At 70.3% G+C, this 17,721-nt stretch carries 17 protein-coding genes; 10 read left to right on the top strand and 7 right to left on the bottom strand.

Translation table 11 applies throughout. The annotated features are described in order from the left end of the window. Window positions 1-13: 13 nt before the first annotated feature. Complete coding sequence (locus CRO12_RS02535; RefSeq protein ID WP_097062429.1) at window positions 14-733, top strand: hypothetical protein; 720 nt, start codon at window positions 14-16, stop codon at window positions 731-733. Here CRO12_RS02535 and CRO12_RS02530 read toward each other — a convergent pair. Then, window positions 730-1,923, bottom strand: coding sequence for a saccharopine dehydrogenase family protein (locus CRO12_RS02530; protein ID WP_097062428.1), 1,194 nt, complete (start codon window positions 1,921-1,923; stop codon window positions 730-732). The two genes, CRO12_RS02535 and CRO12_RS02530, sit on opposite strands and share 4 nt — an antisense overlap. A gap of 62 nt (window positions 1,924-1,985) precedes the next feature. Between CRO12_RS02530 and gor the strand changes: the two genes are divergently transcribed. Beyond that, entirely contained in the window at window positions 1,986-3,332 is a 1,347-nt protein-coding gene (gene gor, locus CRO12_RS02525) for a glutathione-disulfide reductase (protein WP_097063300.1), read from the top strand. A gap of 233 nt (window positions 3,333-3,565) precedes the next feature. On the opposite strand, the gene CRO12_RS02520 is transcribed toward gor, so the two are convergent. Continuing rightward, window positions 3,566-4,846, bottom strand: coding sequence for a dicarboxylate/amino acid:cation symporter (locus CRO12_RS02520; protein ID WP_097062427.1), 1,281 nt, complete (start codon window positions 4,844-4,846; stop codon window positions 3,566-3,568). 71 nt (window positions 4,847-4,917) lie between these two features. Between CRO12_RS02520 and glmM the strand changes: the two genes are divergently transcribed. From glmM to folP, 6 genes are all read left to right on the top strand, one after another. After that, window positions 4,918-6,258: a phosphoglucosamine mutase gene (glmM, locus tag CRO12_RS02515; protein ID WP_097063299.1), complete on the top strand. Its 1,341-nt coding sequence runs from the start codon at window positions 4,918-4,920 to the stop codon at window positions 6,256-6,258. After that, a complete protein-coding gene (locus tag CRO12_RS02510) occupies window positions 6,258-6,482 on the top strand; it encodes a DUF1272 domain-containing protein (protein WP_097062426.1) in 225 nt (74 codons plus the stop codon). The genes glmM and CRO12_RS02510 overlap by 1 nt, the downstream gene beginning before the upstream one ends. Next, window positions 6,479-7,297, top strand: a complete 819-nt coding sequence (thiD, locus tag CRO12_RS02505; protein ID WP_245858126.1) for a bifunctional hydroxymethylpyrimidine kinase/phosphomethylpyrimidine kinase — start codon at window positions 6,479-6,481, stop codon at window positions 7,295-7,297. Before CRO12_RS02510 ends, thiD begins: the two co-directional genes overlap by 4 nt. Then, a complete protein-coding gene (locus tag CRO12_RS02500) occupies window positions 7,285-7,914 on the top strand; it encodes a ribonuclease HII (protein WP_097062425.1) in 630 nt (209 codons plus the stop codon). Before thiD ends, CRO12_RS02500 begins: the two co-directional genes overlap by 13 nt. A gap of 164 nt (window positions 7,915-8,078) precedes the next feature. Further along, entirely contained in the window at window positions 8,079-9,236 is a 1,158-nt protein-coding gene (locus CRO12_RS02495; protein ID WP_425442977.1) for a site-specific DNA-methyltransferase, read from the top strand. A gap of 49 nt (window positions 9,237-9,285) precedes the next feature. Next, window positions 9,286-10,413 carry a dihydropteroate synthase gene (folP, locus tag CRO12_RS02490; RefSeq protein ID WP_245858124.1) on the top strand — a complete coding sequence of 376 codons (1,128 nt, stop codon included), beginning with the start codon at window positions 9,286-9,288 and terminating at the stop codon, window positions 10,411-10,413. Here the strand turns inward: folP and CRO12_RS02485 are convergent. Further along, window positions 10,394-10,726: a hypothetical protein gene (locus CRO12_RS02485; RefSeq protein ID WP_097062424.1), complete on the bottom strand. Its 333-nt coding sequence runs from the start codon at window positions 10,724-10,726 to the stop codon at window positions 10,394-10,396. The genes folP and CRO12_RS02485 overlap by 20 nt on opposite strands. 67 nt (window positions 10,727-10,793) lie before the next feature. Beyond that, a complete protein-coding gene (locus CRO12_RS02480) occupies window positions 10,794-12,221 on the bottom strand; it encodes a sigma-54-dependent transcriptional regulator (RefSeq protein WP_097062423.1) in 1,428 nt (475 codons plus the stop codon). A gap of 150 nt (window positions 12,222-12,371) precedes the next feature. On the opposite strand from CRO12_RS02480, the gene CRO12_RS17870 reads away from it, so the two are divergent. Beyond that, window positions 12,372-12,866 carry a hypothetical protein gene (locus CRO12_RS17870; RefSeq protein WP_179640827.1) on the top strand — a complete coding sequence of 165 codons (495 nt, stop codon included), beginning with the start codon at window positions 12,372-12,374 and terminating at the stop codon, window positions 12,864-12,866. Between the two features lie 64 nt (window positions 12,867-12,930). Beyond that, on the top strand, window positions 12,931-14,004 hold the full coding sequence (locus tag CRO12_RS02475) for a patatin-like phospholipase family protein (RefSeq protein ID WP_179640825.1): 1,074 nt from the start codon (window positions 12,931-12,933) through the stop codon (window positions 14,002-14,004). Between the two features lie 125 nt (window positions 14,005-14,129). Here CRO12_RS02475 and CRO12_RS02470 read toward each other — a convergent pair whose 3' ends face one another. Genes CRO12_RS02470 through acnA form a run of 3 tightly spaced genes read right to left on the bottom strand, consistent with a single transcriptional unit; the run spans window position 14,130 to window position 17,589 of the window. Further along, entirely contained in the window at window positions 14,130-14,540 is a 411-nt protein-coding gene (locus CRO12_RS02470; RefSeq protein ID WP_097062421.1) for a DUF2147 domain-containing protein, read from the bottom strand. Beyond that, the gene (locus CRO12_RS02465) at window positions 14,537-14,908 is read right to left on the bottom strand and encodes a putative quinol monooxygenase (RefSeq protein WP_097062420.1); all 372 of its coding nucleotides are present in this window, start codon (window positions 14,906-14,908) and stop codon (window positions 14,537-14,539) included. Before CRO12_RS02465 ends, CRO12_RS02470 begins: the two co-directional genes overlap by 4 nt. Next, window positions 14,905-17,589 carry an aconitate hydratase AcnA gene (gene acnA, locus CRO12_RS02460; RefSeq protein WP_097062419.1) on the bottom strand — a complete coding sequence of 895 codons (2,685 nt, stop codon included), beginning with the start codon at window positions 17,587-17,589 and terminating at the stop codon, window positions 14,905-14,907. Before acnA ends, CRO12_RS02465 begins: the two co-directional genes overlap by 4 nt. Window positions 17,590-17,721: the final 132 nt, after the last annotated feature.

The raw sequence follows: 17,721 nt of genomic DNA, 5'->3' as shown, positions 1-17,721 counted from the left end.
TCCGGGGGGCGTGATGGTTGCAGCGGCAGAGATGCGCGCGGGTGCGCGTGGCGAATGGACGTTCTTCGCGACCATGTCGCTGGTCGTCGCAGGCGTGATCGCCGCAGGCTTCGGACCGAGTTATGTGCGGAGTAGCGCCGGCAGCGGGCTGCCGTGGTGGGTGCACCTGCATGGGGCGGTGATGACCGCCTGGATCGCCCTGTTCGCCGTCCAGGCCGCGCTGGTGCGGCGCCGTGCGCTGCCGATCCACCGCGCGCTCGGCATCGCCTCCGTCGCGCTGGTCGCGGCGATGGTGCCGCTCGGCATCGCGACCAACCTGCTCGCGATCCGGCGTGGCGCGACGCCGCCCTTCTTCACGCCGGCGGAGATGTTCGCCGCCGACACGATCGACCTGCTGCTCTTTGCCGGGCTGTTCGCCTGGGCGCTGGTGCTCCGGCATCGGCGCGAGTGGCACAAGCGCCTGCTGCTCTGCGCGACGGTGCTGCTCGCCTGGCCGGCGATCGGGCGCCTGCCGCCGGTACGCTGGGGCGGGATCGAGTTGGTGATCCCGATCTCATCGGCGCTGTTGATCGGGCTGGCGCTGGTCGGGCCGCTTCATGACCTGCTCACCAGGCGGCGGGTGCACCCGGCCTACCTGTGGGGCGTCGGGCTGATCGTGCTGGCGCAGCCGCTGCACGCCCTGGTCGCGCGGAGTGACCTGGCCACTCGAGTGGTCGAGCGCGTTTCCGCCTAGCCCTCCATCCGGAACGTCACGCCGGCGTTCGCCTCCAGCCGCTTGACGAGCGGCTCGGGCATCAGCGCGCCGGGCGTCCAGATGCCGCCCGCGCCGTCCACGTCCTTGACCAAGCAGATCGCGGCCTCAGCTATCATCTTGCTGGTGGAGCCGTAGCCGGGGTCGCGGTCGCCGGTGACGGTCGCGACCACGCGCTCGCCGTCCGGCATCTCGGCCAGAAACTTGATCTCGTAATGGCCGGCCTCGCGCTCCGTCCGCGTCGGGCCGTCGCCAAGCGCCGGGCCCTTGTCCCCGCCGAGCGGATTGAGCTTCGCGACCGCCTCCGCCGCCATGCGGCCGACGTCGCCGAGACCAGGCACCGCGACCATCTCGTCGTAGCGCAGGTCGGTGCCATAGGCGTGACCGGTGAGCGCGTTGGTGCGGTGGACATTCTTGGTGTTGATCGCCGCCATGACGAAGGGCGCGGTCCACGCGCCGAGCGTGTCGTCATACTCGGGCATCAGCCCCTTGGGCTGCGACGGGCCCGTGAAGCCGGGCGTCAGCGCGAACGGGTCGATCATCAGCTTCAGCACCTGCGGGTCGCGCGCGGCGGCCGCCATCGTCGCGCGGGCGCTGGCGAAGGTCCCGCCGGAGAAGGTGCCCTGCATCTTGGTGACGCGGCCCTTCACCCGTGGCGCGGGGCGACCGAAGCGCGCCCGCGCGGCGTTCTGGACGGTCCAGACGCCGAGGTCGAAGGGGATCGAGTCGAACCCGCACGAGAACACGATGCGCGCGCCGCTGGCCTTCGCGTCGGCCTCATACGCGTCGATCATCTGGCGCATCCAGGCGGGCTCGCCGCACAGGTCGACGTAACCGGTGCCTTTCGCGGCGCAGGCGGCCACGAGCGGCCCGCCGTAGAGCTGGTACGGCCCGACGGTGGAGAGCACGACGGTGGTCTGCTCGCACAGGGCGCGCAGGCTCTCCGGGTTGTCCGCGTCCGCCACGACGATCGGCTGGTCGGGCAGGCCGAGCTCGTCGCGGACCTGCTCCAGCTTGGCCTGCGAGCGCCCGGACATGGCCCAGCGCACGCCGTGGTTGCGGCTGCCGAGGTACTCGGCCACCAGCCGGCCGGTGTAGCCGGTCGCGCCATAGACGATGATGTCGAACTCGCTCACGGCTGCTCTCCTGCTGTTTGCGTACGGGTCGCGCATCTGCGGGTGGCGCGCAAGCGCGACCGCGCCTACCTGAACGCGACGACATGCAGGAGCGCCCGATGGCCGAGTACGACTACGACCTCTTCGTCATCGGCGCGGGATCAGGCGGCGTGCGCGCGGCGCGGGTCGCGGCGGCGCACGGCGCGCGCGTGGCGGTGGCAGAGGAGTACCGGGTCGGCGGCACCTGCGTGATCCGCGGCTGCGTGCCCAAGAAGCTGCTGGTCTACGGCGCCCACTTTGCCGAGGACCTGAAGGACGCACGGCGCTTCGGCTGGACGGTGCCGGACTGCGACTTCGACTGGCACTGCCTGCGCGACAACGTCCATGCCGAGGTCGACCGGATCAACGCCGCCTATACCCAAACGCTCGGCAACCACGCGGTCGAGATCATCGGCGAGCGGGCGGTGGTGACCGGGCCGAACGCCGTCCGGCTGGCGGACGGGCGCGAGGTGACGGCGGAGCGCATCCTGCTCGCGGTCGGCGCGCGGCCCGCGGTGCCGTCGTGCCCGGGACACGAGCACGGCATCACCTCCAACGAGGTGTTCGACCTCGACAGCGTGCCCAAGCGCATCCTGATCGCGGGAGCAGGCTACATCGCGAACGAGTTCGCCGGCATCTTTAACGAGTTCGGGAGCAAGGTGACGCTGATCAATCGCACGGACGTGATCCTGCGCGGTTACGACGAGCAGATCCGCGACCGGTTGCTCCAGATCTCGATGGTCAAGGGCATCGACTTCCGCTTTCACGCCGAGTTCGAGGGGATCGACAAGGGCGAGGACGGAACGCTGACGGTGCGGATGAGCAACCACGATCCGCTCACCGTGGATTGCGTCCTGTTCGCGACCGGGCGGGTCCCCAACACCGACGGACTAGGGCTGGAAAGCGCCGGTGTCGCGCTGGACGACAAGGGCGCTGTGAAGGTCGATGAGGACAGCCGGTCGACCTGCCCGTCGATCTACGCGGTCGGCGACGTCACCAATCGGGTCCAGCTGACCCCGGTCGCGATCCGTGAGGGACAGGCCTTTGCCGACAGCGTGTACGGGGCCAAGCCGGCCCGGGTCGACTATGACTGCATCCCGTCGGCCGTGTTCAGCCACCCGCCGCTCGCGGGCGTCGGACTGACGGAGAGCCAGGCCAAGCAGAAGCTCGGCAACGTGAAGGTCTACACCTCCGACTTCCGCCCGATGAAGAACGTGCTCGCCAACCGCAACGAGCGCGCGCTTTATAAGATGGTGTGCGACGCCGACACCGACCGGGTCGTCGGGCTCCACATGATTGGCCCGGACGCGCCGGAGATCCTTCAGGCGGCGGCGATCGCCGTGAAGGCGGGGCTGACCAAGGCCGATTTCGACGGCACGGTGGCGCTGCACCCCAGCATGGCCGAGGAGCTGGTGCTGATGCGCTGAGCGCGAGGCGTGTCGCCACAGCGACGCGCCGGTGCGCAAGCACGCGCTCGGCCGGCCGGCGGTGCTTAGCACCGGCCGACGACGCGGGCTTCGCCCGCGTCCCCGCCGCCTACCGTACTTCGATAAGTGCCAGGTGAAGGATGCCCCGCATCCTTCAGGATCGTCTGGGAGACGATCCGACCTGACACTCCTTCGCCTTCGCTCAGTCGCTACTCAGCACGAACAGGTTTGGACTACTCCGCCCCATCCGCAAGCAGCGCATCCGTCTCCGTCCGCTCCACCGCGCCTTCCCCGTCCGCGCGCCGTGCAATCGCCGAGGTCGCCGCCACGTCCATCGCGACGTTGCCGAGCGTGCGCATGATGTCAGGAAAGGTCTCCACCGCGACTAGCAGCGCGAGCGGGCCGATCGGCAGCCCCATGGCGAGCGCGATCGGGGCGATGGAGGAGACGAAGCTGATCGTGCCCGGCAGGCTGACCGCGCCCATGGTGGTGATCGCGGCCGCGGCGATGCCGATCGCGTACTGGGTCGGGGTGAGTGCGACGCCGAAGATGTGCGCGACATAGAGTGTGACCGCGAGGTTCATCGCCGGCCCCGTGTAGCGGAAGATCGCGACCGCGAGCGGCAGCACCATGCCCGATGTCGCGACGGGCACGCCGAGCCGCTCGGTCGCGCGCAGCATGGCGGGAAGCGAGGCGAGCGACGACTGGGTGGAGATCGCGACCGCGGCGGGCTGGGTCATCGCGCGCAGGTACGCGCCGAGCCCGAGCCGCCCGCCGATAACCGCGACCGGGAAGGCGAGCAGCGTCACGCCTGCGCCGGTCGCGGTGACCACCGCGACATAGTGGATCAGCGCGCCGAACGCCGCGGTGCCCGCCTTCACCCCGACGCCGAAGGACAGCGCAAAGACGCCGAGTGGCGCCAGCCACAGCACCCAGCCAATGACGATCAGCATGGTGTCAGCGATCGCGCGGAACACGCCGGTCAGCAGCCGGCGCGGCTCGTCGGGCAGGCGGGTCACCGCGAAACCGAACGCCACCGTGAAGACGATGAGCGGCAGAAAGGCGTCGTTGACCGCGGCGGCGAGCGGGTTGGTCGGCACCATCGCGACGATGAACTGGCTGAACGGCGGCACGTCGCCGATCTCGCCCGCGCTCGCGACCGCGCTCTTGAGCGCCGCGGCGGCGTCCGGCCCGAGCGGGAAGATCGCGAGCAGGGCGGTGATGATCACCGCCGAGAGCGCGGAGGACACCCAGAGCAGCGCGATGAAGACGACGAGCGCGCGGGTTGCGAGCGTGCTCGCCCGGGCGGCCTCCGCGGTCGCGGCAATTCCGGTCACCAGCAGCCCGACGACCAGCGGGACGATGGTCATCTGCAGCCCGTGGAGCCACATGGTCCCGACCGGCTCCGCGACCGCGAGCCCGGCGGTGCCCGCCCCTGGCGCCCAGGCCGCGAGCCCGATGCCGAGCAGCAGGCCGCCGACCAGCGACAGCAGGATACGGGTGGCTTGCGACATGCTCGATTCTCCCACGGCCGGGCGCTATGGCTACGGCCGCGCGTGGCGACAAGGTTGCGGAAACGGGTGAAATGGCAAGGAAATACTTCGGTACCGACGGGATCCGCGGCCTCACCAACGCCGGCGTGATGACGGCGCAGATGGCGATGACGGTCGGCATGGCCGCGGGCAAGCACTTCCTGCGCGGCGACCACCGCCACCGCGTCGTGATCGGCAAGGACACGCGGCTGTCGGGCTACATGCTGGAGAACGCGCTGGTCGCGGGCTTCACCAGCGTCGGCATGGACGTGGTGCAGGTCGGCCCGATGCCGACGCCGGCCGTCGCGATGCTGACCGTGTCGATGCGCGCTGACCTCGGCGTCATGCTCTCGGCCAGTCACAATCCGTACCGCGACAACGGCATCAAGCTGTTCGGGCCGGACGGCTACAAGCTGTCGGACGAGGACGAGGCCGCGATCGAGGCGGCGATCGAGGGCGAGGTGACGCTCGCCCCGGCGGCGGAGATCGGTCGCGCCAAACGCTACGAGGACGCGCGCGGGCGCTACATCCATTTTGCCAAGTCGACCTTCCCGGATGACCTGCGGCTCGACGGGCTGAAGATCGTGGTCGATTGCGCCAACGGCGCCGCCTACCAGGTCGCGCCGTCGGCGCTGTGGGAGCTCGGCGCCGACGTGGTCGCGATCGGCGTCCAGCCGAACGGCAAGAACATCAACGACCGGATCGGATCAACCGCGCCGGAGGTGCTGTGCGAGACGGTGGTGTCGACCGGCGCGCACCTAGGCATCGCGCTCGACGGCGACGCCGACCGGCTGATCGTCGCCGACGAGAACGGGCGCGTGGTCGACGGCGATCAGCTGATGGCGACGATCGCCGGCGGCTGGCACCGGACGGGCAAGCTGCGCGGGCAGGGGCTGGTCGCGACGGTGATGTCCAACCTAGGGCTGGAGCGTCACCTGCGGTCGCTGGGGCTCGACCTCGTCCGCACCAAGGTGGGTGACCGGTACGTGCTCGAGCAGATGCGCAGCACCGGCTACAATCTCGGCGGCGAGCAGTCGGGGCACATCATTCTCAGCGACTATGCGACGACTGGTGACGGGCTGGTCGCCGCGCTGCAGGTGCTGGCGGAGGTGGTGCGCGCCGGCCGCCCGGCGAGCGAGGTGCTGCACCGCTTCGATCCCGTGCCGCAGCTGCTCCGCAACGTCCGTTTCGCGGGCGGTCGCCCGCTCGACGACGCGGGCGTGCAGGCGGTGATCGCCGATGCGGAGGCCCAGCTCGACGGCCGCGGCCGGCTGGTCATTCGTCCGTCGGGAACCGAGCCGGTGATCCGGGTGATGGCGGAGGGCGACGACGCCGCGCAGGTCGAGGCGGTGGTCGCGCGTATCTGTGACAGCGTCCAGGCGGCAGCCGCCTGATGCTCGAGATGCGGCCCGACTGCGAGCGGTGCGGCACCGACCTGCCGGCGGACGAGGCGGGTGCCTTTATCTGCTCGATGGAGTGCACCTTCTGCGCCGATTGCGCCGATCGCCTGGACGAGCGCTGCCCGAACTGCCGCGGCGAACTGCTCGACCGGCCGGCGCGGGTGGATGATCTGCTCGCGCGCCATCCCGCCTCGACGAAGCGGCATCATCGCGCGTGAGCGGCATCGCACGCGTCCTGATCGTTGCCGGCTCGGACTCGGGCGGCGGGGCAGGGATCCAGTCCGACATCAAGACCGTCACCATGCTGGGCGGCCACGCCATGACCGCGATCACCGCGGTGACGGCGCAGAACACGCTGGGCGTCGAGGCGGTCTACCGGATGGAGCCGGAGGCGATCGTCCGTCAGATGTCCTGTGTCGCCGAAGACATCGGGGTCGATGCCGTCAAAATTGGGATGCTGGGCAGCGCCGCGATCGCCGATGCCATCGCCGACGAGCTGCGCACCGACCTGTACGGAACTGCGATCGTGCTCGACCCCGTCATGATCGCGTCCAGCGGCGCGGTGCTGGCGGACGAGCGGACGGTCGCGGCGATGGAACGACTGGCGCGGATGAGCGCGGTAGTCACACCCAACCTGCCCGAGCTCGCCGTCCTGTGCGGGCGCGAGCGGCTGGACCCCGCCGAGGTCGAGGACGCAGCGCGTGACCTGGCGGCACGCTTCGGCACGTCGCTGCTGGTGAAGGGGGGGCACGCGGAAGGCGCGACCGTCGTCGACCGGCTGATCGATGCGGACGGCGTGGTCGCGCGCTGGGCGAACCCGCGGATCGACACGCGCCACAGCCACGGCACCGGCTGCACCCTGTCGAGCGGGATCGCGACGGGGCTCGCCGCCGGGCTGCCGCTCACCCACGCGATCGGGCGAGCGATCGATTATGTGCGCGCGAGCCTTGCCGCCGCACCCGGGCTCGGGTCAGGACACGGACCAATGGGACACGCGCTGGGACAGGTAACGTTCGACCGATGCCGGGGTTGAAGCACGAGCGGCTGTACGCCGGGCCGGTCGCCGGGGTCGACGAGGCCGGCCGCGGACCGCTGGCCGGACCCGTTGTCGCTGCTGCGGTGATCCTGCCGGCGAAGGGCATCCCGCGCGGCCTGAACGATTCGAAACAGCTCTCGGCGGCGACCCGCAAGACGCTGTGCGAGCGGCTCCACGGCTGCGCGGGCGTCGGCGTCGGGATCGTCGAGGCGGACGAGATCGACCGGCTCAACATCTACTGGGCGACGATGAAGGCGATGACGCTGGCGGTGGAGGCGCTCGGCTGCTCGGTCGAACACGTATTGGTCGACGGCAACCGCCTGCCACGCTGGAGTTATACGGCGACCGCGATCGTCGGCGGGGACGCGATCTCGGCCTCCATCGCCGCCGCGTCGATCGTTGCCAAGCACACGCGCGACACCATCATGATCGCGCATGCCGCAGCGCATCCGCAGTACGGCTGGCACTCGAACAAGGGCTATGGCTGCGCGCAGCATCTCCGCGCGCTGCGCGAACACGGGCCATCGCCGCTTCATCGCCGCAGCTTCGCGCCCGTCGCACAGGCCGAGCTGCCGTTATCCATGCCGGCTGAGTCTTTCGCGTCACACCACTAGGGATTGTGGTCGCGGTCGGCGCGCGACTCAACATCGAGTCGAGGTGCGGAAATGTTCCGCCTCGTTAACGATATCGTAACTGCCCCGGTTAACCATTGATCACTTGACGGTGAGTCCGCTTGCCGTCGATTTCACGGGCTCAACGTGCCGGGGGGCTGAAGCAGGTGGGAGTGATCGACCGGGTCGCGGGTGCGACCGCGACGACCGACGAAGCGCCGCTTGCGCTCGCCCAAGCCATCAGCTTGTCGGCCCTGCCGACGGGGCGCATTATCCAGGGCGACTGCATCGCCGCAATGCGCGCGCTGCCTGCGGCCAGCGTGGACCTGATCTTCGCCGACCCGCCCTACAACCTCCAACTCGGCGGGGAGCTCAGCCGGCCGGACGGAAGCCACGTCGACGCGGTAACCGATCACTGGGACAAGTTCGACAGCCTCGCCGCCTACGACGCCTTTACCCGCGCCTGGCTGGCGGAGGCCAAGCGGCTGCTGAAACCGGGCGGCGCAATCTGGGTGATCGGCAGCTACCACAACATCTTCAAGGTCGGAGCGGCGATCCAGGACCTCGGCTACTGGATCCTCAACGACATCGTGTGGCGCAAGGCGAATCCCATGCCCAACTTCAAGGGCACCCGCTTCACCAATGCGCATGAGACGCTGATCTGGGCCTCGACCGGCGAGAAGGCGAAGTACACCTTCAACTACCGCAGCATGAAGACGCTGAACGACGAGCTGCAAATGCGCTCCGACTGGGAGTTCCCGATCTGCGGGGGTGCCGAGCGGCTGAAGAAGGACGGGCATAAGGTCCACCCGACGCAGAAGCCGGAGGCGCTGCTCTACCGCATCCTGCTCGCGTGTACGAAGCCGGGTGACGTGGTGCTGGACCCATTCTTCGGCACCGGCACGACCGGCGCCGTCGCGAAACGGCTGGGCCGGCGCTGGATCGGGATCGAGCGCGAGGGCGTGTACATCGCCGCCGCCGAGGAGCGGATCGCCGCGGCGCTGCCGCTCGACGAATCGGCGCTCACCACCATGCAGTCGCCCAAGGCCGCGCCCAAGGTCGCGTTCGGCACGCTGGTGGAGACCGGGTACCTGGAGCCGGGCACAGTGCTGATAGACGCCAGGCGGCGGTTCAGCGCCACGGTGCGCGCCGACGGCTCGCTCGCCAGTGCGTGCGGGCAGGCGGGCTCGATCCACAAGCTCGGCGCGACCCTCCAGGGCGCGCCCGCGTGCAACGGCTGGACCTTCTGGCACCACGAGGCACAGGGCACGCTCCAGCCGATCGACACGATCCGCCAGACCTACCTGCTCGCGACGCAGCCGTGACGTGCGGTCACCCCGGCCTTGCGCCCGGGTGACGAAAGGAACCTCCCACGTGATCGATCCTCGCACCATCCCTGCCGGCGCGCGGCTGTACCTGCGGCCGGAGGGGTTCGTGGACACGCCGGTGGGGCGCGACGGGCAGGTGGCCCGGCTCGCGGGCGGTCTGCTGTGGTTCGCCGCGTACGAGCTGATCGCGCGGGTCGGGAACGCCCGGGTGGTGCAGGAGAGCGTGGCCGTGCCGGAGCTTTCCGCCCTCATCGCCAACCTGCCGCCCGCGCAGGCTGCTCGCGTCCGCCTGCTCGCCGAGCGGCTGTCCGCGCCGCGTGCGCCGCTCGTGTTCGGCGCGCGCACGATCCGGCTCGATCAGCCGCAGGTCATGGGCATCCTGAACGTGACGCCGGATAGTTTCTCAGATGGCGGACGGAACGGTGGCGATCCCGCGGCGGTTGCGCAGGCCGGATTTGACCTCGGCGTGCAGGGCGCCGCGATCGTCGACGTGGGCGGCGAATCGACCCGGCCGGGCGCCACGACGGTGTGGGAAGGGGACGAGATCGCGCGGGTCGAGCCGGTCGTCCGCGCGCTCGCAGCGACGGGGACCCCCGTCTCGATCGACACGCGCAAGGCGGCGGTGATGGAAGCGGCGATCGCCGCCGGCGCGACCCTGGTCAACGATGTGGCCGCGCTCGCCTTTGACGATCGCGCCGCAGAGGTGGTCGCGCGGGCGGGTGTGCCCGTCGTGCTGATGCACTCCCCCGATCCGGCGCGCGGGCCGCACGGCGACGGCGGCTACGGCGACGTCCTGCTGGACGTCTATGACTGGCTGGAGGCGCGGATCGCGGCGGTCGAGACTGCCGGCGTCGAGCGGACGCACATCCTCGTCGACCCGGGGATCGGTTTCGGCAAGTCGCTCTCCGACAATCTCGCGCTGCTGAACGGCACGGCGCTGTTCCACGGCCTCGGCTGCGCGGTGGTGCTGGGCGCCAGCCGCAAGCGGCTGATCGGCGCGCTCTCAAACGAAGCGCCGGTGGATCAGCGGCTGGGCGGCAGCGTCGCGCTGGCGCTGCACGGAGCGAATCACGGCGCGCAGCTGCTCCGCGTCCACGACGTGGCGGAGACGGCGCAGGCGATCCGCGTCTGGCGCGGCCTGCGCGATGCGGCGCTCACCGGACGGCGGGGGTGACCGGCTTCTTGGGGCTGGCGCTCGCCGCGCCGTAGAGCGCCGTGCCGAGCAGCCCGCAGACGATCGCCGCAATCAGCACCGCGCGCCGTCCGCGCGACGCCCAGCTCGGTACCGCCGCGCCAAGCAGCAGCACGCCGCCGACCAGCCAGCGCGTGTCGCCGCTCGCTCGCCAGTGCAAGATCCCGAGCGCGCTCGCGGCAAGCGCGAGGATCAATTGCGCAAGCGGCAACGACGCATGCGGTCGGCGCGTCAGTCCGAAGAGCGCACTTGCGACGAACAGCAGCGCCGCGAACAGGGCCAAGGTTCCGAACACGGCAGCTCTCCTGCGGGCTTCAGACGCCGCATCCTAGCACGGCGGCGCGCGCGTTGTCCCGCCGCGATCACGCCGCGCTCTGGTCGATCCCCAGTTCGCCGAGCTTTCGGTAGAGGGTCGAGCGACCGATCCCGAGCCGCCGGGCGACTTCCGTCATGCGGCCGCGATAGTGTCCGATCGCAAGGCGGATCACGTCCGCCTCGATCTCCTCAAGCGCGCGCAGGTTGCCGTCGGCGCGGAACAGCGTGACGCCGCTCGCCCCGGCGAGCGAGGCCGGGCTGCCCGGCGCGCTGGAGCGGGCACCGGCGAGCGTCGCGATCTGCGGGAAGTCGGCGCGGGTGAGCGCGTCGCCGTCGCACAGCACGGCGGCCCGGAAGAGGGCGTTCTGGAGCTGGCGGACGTTCCCGGGCCAGTCGTACTGGACCAGCAGCGACAGTGCGTCGTCGGTGATGCCGAGCGGACGCAGCCCCGGCTGGAGCGCGATGCGGCCGAGCAGGTGCCGCGCCAGCGGCGCGATGTCGCCGGGCCGGTCGCGCAAGGGGGGGATCGTCACCTGCACGACGTTCAGGCGGTAGTAGAGGTCCTCGCGGAAACGGCCCGCCTCCACCTCGTGCGCCAGCGTCTTGTTGGTGGCGGCGATCACGCGGACGTCCACCTCGCGCGGGTGGCGCGCGCCGACCGGCTGGACCTCGCCCGACTGGAGCACGCGCAGCAGCTTCACTTGCGCCTCCAGCGGCATCTCGCCAATCTCATCGAGGAAGATGGTGCCGCCGTCGGCATCGGTGAAACGGCCGACCTTGCGCTCGAACGCGCCGGTGAAGGCGCCCTTCTCGTGCCCGAACAGCTCGCTCTCGACCAGGTTGGCGGGAATCGCGCCGCAGTTGATCCGAATCATCGGTTTGCGGCCGCGCGGGGAGGCGGCGTGGAGCGCGTCGGCGACCACTTCCTTGCCGACGCCGCTCTCGCCCTCGATCAGCACGGGGACGCGGGCGCGAGCGGCCTTGGCGGCGATGGCGAGTGCGGCGCGGAACTGGGGAGCGGCGCCGACGATGTCCTCGAACGCCAGGGTCGCGGGCAGCTTCTCGGTAAGCGGGCGGAGCTCGCCCGCGCTGGTGCCGCCGACCGCTGCCTCCAGTGCGGCGAGCAGGCGCTCGGCGCCGAGCGGCTTCACCAGGAAGTCGGTGGCGCCGGCGCGCATCGCCTCCACCGCGGCCGCGACCGAGTTGTCGGCGGTCAGCGTGAGGATCGGGAGCTTAGGACGTCGCGTGCGCAGCTCGCGGATCAATCCGGTGGGATCCGCCTCCGGCGACCAGCTGTCGAGCAGGATGGCGTCGAGCGCCATGCCGTCCGGTGTGCCGAGCTGCGCGATCGACATCTCCGCGTCGCCGGCAAAGATGGTACGCCACCCGCGCCGGGCGGCGATCGCGGCAATCAGCCGGCGCTGTGCGGGTTCGTCATCGATCAACATCAGCAGGCGCTGGCCGTTGCGCGTCATTCGTGTGTCCCCACCGTCCCAGTCAGGGGCAGCGGCATAGCGCGGGGCGGTAAAGGGCGGCTTAAGCGCGCGGACGGCCGACGTGGACCCGATCTGGACCGATCCAGAACTAGCGGCATAATCGCGCTCCAGGGTCGTGCGGAGGGGACGGTGATGCTGTCGTTCGTGCTGTTGCTGGCGACGCCGGCCTACACCGTCCCGCCGGGCCTGGCGGTCGTGGGCGGCCTGCACGGATGCTGGCGAGTGAGCGGCCAGGTGCAGGGCGAGGCATCGCCGTCGATCGCACGGGGCGAGTGGCACCTTGGCCGCCGCTATTTCACCCTGCACCTGCGCGCGACGGGGGCGAAACCCTACGAGGCGGCGATCACCTATGGCGCCGTCCAGCAGCCGCGCGCGATCGGCTCGGTCTTCTCCGACACCTTCGGCGGCCTGTACGAACCGTCGCTGGGGCTTGGTACGCTGGAGGAAAGCGGCTTCGTGCAGCGCTATCGCTTTCCGGACGCGATCTACCTCAACCGGTTCAGCCGCGAGGGCACCGGCTGGCGCTGGACCATCACCGAGGAGCGTGTCGGCAAGCCGGCGTCGATCTTCGCCGACTATCGCCTGCGTCCCGCCTCGTGCCGCGGCATGGCGTTCGATTACTGACGGGCCTCGGCGCGCGCGGCGTCGTCGCCGGAACGATCAACAACCGTTGCACGTACAGGCGACCATGGCGACGAGTGACGAGCAGGCGCCGTCGGCGCGGATCGCGCTGGTGCTGAGCGGCGGCAACGCGCTCGGCGCCTATCAGGCGGGCGCGTACCAGGCGCTGGACGAGGCTGGCTGGCTGCCCGACTGGGTGGTGGGCGCATCGGCGGGCGCGATCAACGGCGCGATCCTGTGCGGCAACCCGCCCGAGCGACGGCTGGCGGCGCTGGAGGGGCTGTGGCGGCCAGCGTACGACGCGAGCGAGAGCCACCCCGCTGCCGACCAGTCGCGCCGCACCGGCGCGGCGGCGCTGACGCTCGCGGCCGGACAGCCGGGCCTGTTCACGCCGCGCAGCATGTGGGGACCGTGGTGGAACCCGTTCGGCAATCCCGAGCCGTCGAGCCTGTACGACACGACTCCGATGCTTGCGACCCTGGCGGCGCTGGTCGACGTCGATACGCTCAACGACGGGCACCCCCGCTGCTCGATCACCGCGGTCGACGTGGCGACCGGCGAGGACGTCGTGTTCGACAGCGCACGTCGCCGACTGGAGCACGCGCACGTGCGGGCGAGCGCGGCGTTGTTACCGGCCTTTCCGCCGGTGGAGGTCGACGGGCGGCTGCTCGGCGACGCGGGCATTTCCGCCAATCTGCCGCTCGACGTGGTGCTGGCAGAGCCGGGTGACGCGCCGCTGCTGTGCGTCGCGATCGATCTGCTGCCCTTGCGCGCGCCGCCGCCTGCAACGCTCGGCGAGACGGTGTCGCGCATGCAGGACCTGATGTTCGCGACACAGAGCCGCCGCGCGCTCGCCGCCTGGCAGGCGCTCTACGCCGCGCAAGGGCCGGACGCGCCAGCCGTCACCGTGCTCCACATTGCCTACCGCGCGCAGGAGCGGGAGGTGAGCGGCAAGGCCTTCGACTTCTCGGGCGCGAGTGCCGCGCACCGCTGGCAGAGCGGCCGCGAGGATGTCGCGCGAGCGGTGGCGCAAGTGCGCGGCGGCGGCCTGGTCGGGCAGCCCGGACTGACGGTGCTGGAGGAGGACGACGGCGGGCGCTGGCGGCCCGTCACCTGGCCGATGCGACCGATCGACGTCTGACCGGCTGTTCCCGGCACTCCCTTACCGCGGCAAGGGCTGTTGTCACCTCCGGCTCGACGGCACCCGACTTGCCGCCACTCGGCACCGGACATGGATACCAGCCTGCGCTGGCATGACGGTCGACTTCAGCCCGCGCGTGCCCATGTCTGGGTGCGGCAGAACGGGCCGAAGCAGCCCTTGACCTTGAGCGTCCCGCCCGCGCCGCGGAGTTCGGAGCGGTAGGTGCGTCCACTCTCCGGATCATAGATGCGGCCGCGCCAGTAATCGCCGTCCGCGGTGAAGCCGGTCAGGATCGCTAGGCCCTGGATCGGGCGGGTACGAAGGCTCTTGTCCGGATTGTTGGCGTCGACCGCCGGGCCGCCCGCACGCGGCTTTAGGATGCGCACGATACGGCCGCACAGCTGCTGACCGCAGGGGGCGACCTCCACCACGGCCTGCCCACCCTGCGTGATCCAGCGTCCGGTGACCGGTGCGGGCGCGGCACCTGCCGCAGTCGCTGCGCTGAGCAGCGCGATCGTCGAAAGACGGCGGATCATGGGCGGCGGCTCCTGAGCGGGCGGGTGGTTGCCACGGTCTCGAACGCGGCGACGATCGGCACGGCCTGGCGGATCGCGTCCCGCACGGCCGGCAGCTGGAGCGACGCCTCGTGCGCGGCCTTGCTCTCCCACGCTTCCGTCACCCAGAGCAGGTTCGCGTTGTTTGCATCCTCGGCCACCAGATACGCCAGGCAGCCCGGCATGTCTGCGCTCCCGCCCAGCAGCAGCTGCCCGAGCGCCGCGCGCTGCCCCGGCTTGGCGGTGATCCGCCCGACGAGCCCGTAGGCACCGTCGGGCGTGACCGCGCCGGCCGCGCGCCCGGTGAGCGCGAGTCCCAGCGCGCCCGCGATCGCGCCGCGCCGGTTCACGCCGCCAGCTTGCGCAGCACGTACTGGAGGATGCCGCCGTTCAGGAAGTAGTCGAGCTCGTTCACCGTATCGATCCGGCAGCGGGTCGCGAACGTCTCGGTCGTGCCGTCCGCGCGGGTGAGCGTCACCTCCACGTCCTGGCGCGGGCGCAACTGCGCGACGCCGGTGATCGTGAAGCGCTCGGTCCCGTCGAGGCGGAGCGTCTCGCGCGAGACTCCATCGGCGAACTGGAGCGGAACGACGCCCATGCCGACCAGGTTGGAGCGATGGATGCGCTCGAAGCTCTCGGCGATGACCGCACGGACGCCGAGCAGGTTGGTGCCCTTCGCCGCCCAGTCGCGCGACGATCCGGTGCCATACTCCTTGCCCGCGACCACGACCAGCGGCACGCCGTCGGCCTTGTAGCGCATGGCGACGTCGTAGATCGGCAGGACCTCGTCACCGTACTTCGACATGCCGCCCTCGACGCCCGGCACCATCTCGTTCTTGATGCGGATGTTGGCAAAGGTGCCGCGGACCATGACGTTGTCGTTGCCGCGACGCGCGCCGTAGCTGTTGAAGTCGGCGCGGGTCACCTGCCGCTCGGTCAGCCAGGTGCCGGCCGGGCTGTCCGCCTTGATCGAGCCAGCGGGCGAGATGTGGTCGGTGGTGATGGAATCGCCCAGGATCGCGAGCGGGCGCGCGTCCACGATGTCGGAAACCGCGGCCGGCTCCATCGACATGCCCTCGAAATATGGCGGATTGGCGATGTAGGTCGACGCAGCCGGCCAGCTGTAGGTGTCCGAGCCCTCGACCTGGATGCCCTGCCAGTGGCGGTCGCCCTGGTAGACGTTGCCGTAGCGCGCCTCGAACATGTCGGAGTCGATGTTGGCGTCCATCATGGCGCGGACCTCGTCGTTCGACGGCCAGATGTCCTTGAGGTAGACGTCCGAACCGTCCGAACCCTGGCCGATCGGCGTCTCCACCATGTCCTCCGTCACCGTGCCCTTCAGCGCATAGGCGACGACCAGCGGCGGCGAGGCGAGGAAGTTCGCGCGGACGTCCGGCGAAACGCGGCCCTCGAAGTTGCGGTTGCCCGACAGGACAGAGGCGGCGACGATGTCGTTGCCGTTGATCGCCTCACTGATCGGGCCGGGCAGGGGCCCCGAGTTGCCGATGCAGGTGGTGCAGCCGTAGCCGACGAGGTTGAAGCCCAGCGCGTCGAGATCCTGCGTCAGCCCCGACTTGTTGAGATAGTCGGTGACGACCTGCGAGCCCGGCGCGAGGCTCGTCTTGACCCAAGGCTTCGGCTTCAGCCCCTTCTCGCGCGCCTTGCGGGCGACGAGGCCGGCGGCGATCAGCACGCTGGGGTTGGAGGTGTTGGTGCAGCTGGTGATCGCGGCGATGACGACGTCGCCGTCACCGATGTCGTGGCCACGCTCGGCGACCGGCACGCGCTGCACCTCTTCCTTCTTGTAGACCTTGAACAGGTCGCCGTTGAAGACCTCATCGACCTTGGAGAGCGAGACGCGATCCTGCGGGCGCTTCGGCCCGGCAAGGCTCGCGGTCACCTCGCCCATGTCGAGCTCGAGCGTATCGGTGAAGATCGGGTCGGGCAGGCCGTCCTCGCGCCACATGCCCTGGGCACGGCAGTACGCCTCGACCAGCGCGATCTCGTCGTCCGGGCGGCCGGAGAGGCGGAGATAATCGAGCGTGCGGTCGTCGATCGGGAAGAAGCCGCAGGTCGCGCCATACTCTGGCGCCATGTTGGCGATGGTCGCGCGGTCGGCGAGCGTCATCGCGGCGAGGCCGGGGCCGTAGAACTCGACAAACCGGCCGACCACGCCCTTGGCGCGCAGCATCTGGGTGACGGTCAGCACCAGGTCGGTGGCGGTGATGCCTTCCTTCAGCGCACCGGTCAGCTTGAAGCCGACGACCTCCGGGATCAGCATGGAGACGGGCTGGCCGAGCATCGCCGCCTCCGCCTCAATCCCGCCAACGCCCCAGCCGAGCACGCCGAGACCATTGATCATGGTGGTGTGGCTGTCAGTGCCGACCAACGTGTCCGGGTAGGCGATGGTGGTGCCGGTCGCGTGCTCACCGCTCGCCTCCGACGACCACACGCCGCGGCCGATATACTCCAGGTTGACCTGGTGGCAGATGCCGGTGCCCGGCGGCACGACCGAGAAGTTGTCGAGCGCCTTGGATCCCCACTTCAGGAACTCGTAGCGCTCCATGTTGCGCTGGTACTCGAGGTCGACGTTCGCCTCCGCGGCCTGGGGCGTGCCGAACTCGTCGACCATCACGCTGTGGTCGATGACCAGGTGGACGGGAACCTGCGGGTTGATCTTGGCGGGATCGCCGCCAAGCTTGGTGATGGCGTCGCGCATCGCCGCCAGGTCGACGACGCAGGGCACGCCGGTGAAATCCTGCATCAGCACGCGTGCGGGGCGATACTGGATCTCGCGGTCGGAGCGCGCGTCCTGCTGCCAGTCGATGATCGCCTGCACGTCGGCGACCGTCACGGTCTTGCCGTCCTCGAAGCGGAGCATGTTCTCCAGCAATACCTTCATGGAGAAGGGCAGGCGGCTGACGTCGCCCAGCTTCTCTGCCGCCTTCGCCAGCGAGAAGTAGTCGAACGACTTGCCCGCCGCGGTGAGGGTCGAGCGGGTGGCGAGCGTGTCCTGGCCAATGGCGGTCAAAGCGGGGGTCCTTCCCTGTCGCACGACACGCAGATCGGGGCAGGGTTCCCGCGGGCGCCGGCGAAGCTGATGAAAACACGGATTTGTGCGGGCGCGAATAGCAAGGGCGGGCCGATGGGGGAAGGGGATGGT

It is taken from the genome of Sphingomonas guangdongensis (assembly GCF_900199185.1).
Lineage (GTDB): Bacteria > Pseudomonadota > Alphaproteobacteria > Sphingomonadales > Sphingomonadaceae > Sphingomonas > Sphingomonas guangdongensis.
This window is presented reverse-complemented; position numbering and strand designations above follow the sequence as displayed.

Coding starts and splice junctions, on each gene's coding strand:
- CRO12_RS02500 (WP_097062425.1), top strand. CDS start 7,285: ATGCCGGGGTTGAAGCACGAGCGGCTGTACGCCGGGCCGGTCGCCGGG.
- CRO12_RS02535 (WP_097062429.1), top strand. CDS start 14: ATGGTTGCAGCGGCAGAGATGCGCGCGGGTGCGCGTGGCGAATGGACG.
- CRO12_RS02470 (WP_097062421.1), bottom strand. CDS start 14,540: ATGATCCGCCGTCTTTCGACGATCGCGCTGCTCAGCGCAGCGACTGCG.
- CRO12_RS02510 (WP_097062426.1), top strand. CDS start 6,258: ATGCTCGAGATGCGGCCCGACTGCGAGCGGTGCGGCACCGACCTGCCG.
- glmM (WP_097063299.1), top strand. CDS start 4,918: ATGGCAAGGAAATACTTCGGTACCGACGGGATCCGCGGCCTCACCAAC.
- CRO12_RS02520 (WP_097062427.1), bottom strand. CDS start 4,846: ATGTCGCAAGCCACCCGTATCCTGCTGTCGCTGGTCGGCGGCCTGCTG.
- gor (WP_097063300.1), top strand. CDS start 1,986: ATGGCCGAGTACGACTACGACCTCTTCGTCATCGGCGCGGGATCAGGC.
- CRO12_RS02480 (WP_097062423.1), bottom strand. CDS start 12,221: ATGACGCGCAACGGCCAGCGCCTGCTGATGTTGATCGATGACGAACCC.
- CRO12_RS02530 (WP_097062428.1), bottom strand. CDS start 1,923: ATGCGCGACCCGTACGCAAACAGCAGGAGAGCAGCCGTGAGCGAGTTC.
- CRO12_RS02475 (WP_179640825.1), top strand. CDS start 12,931: ATGGCGACGAGTGACGAGCAGGCGCCGTCGGCGCGGATCGCGCTGGTG.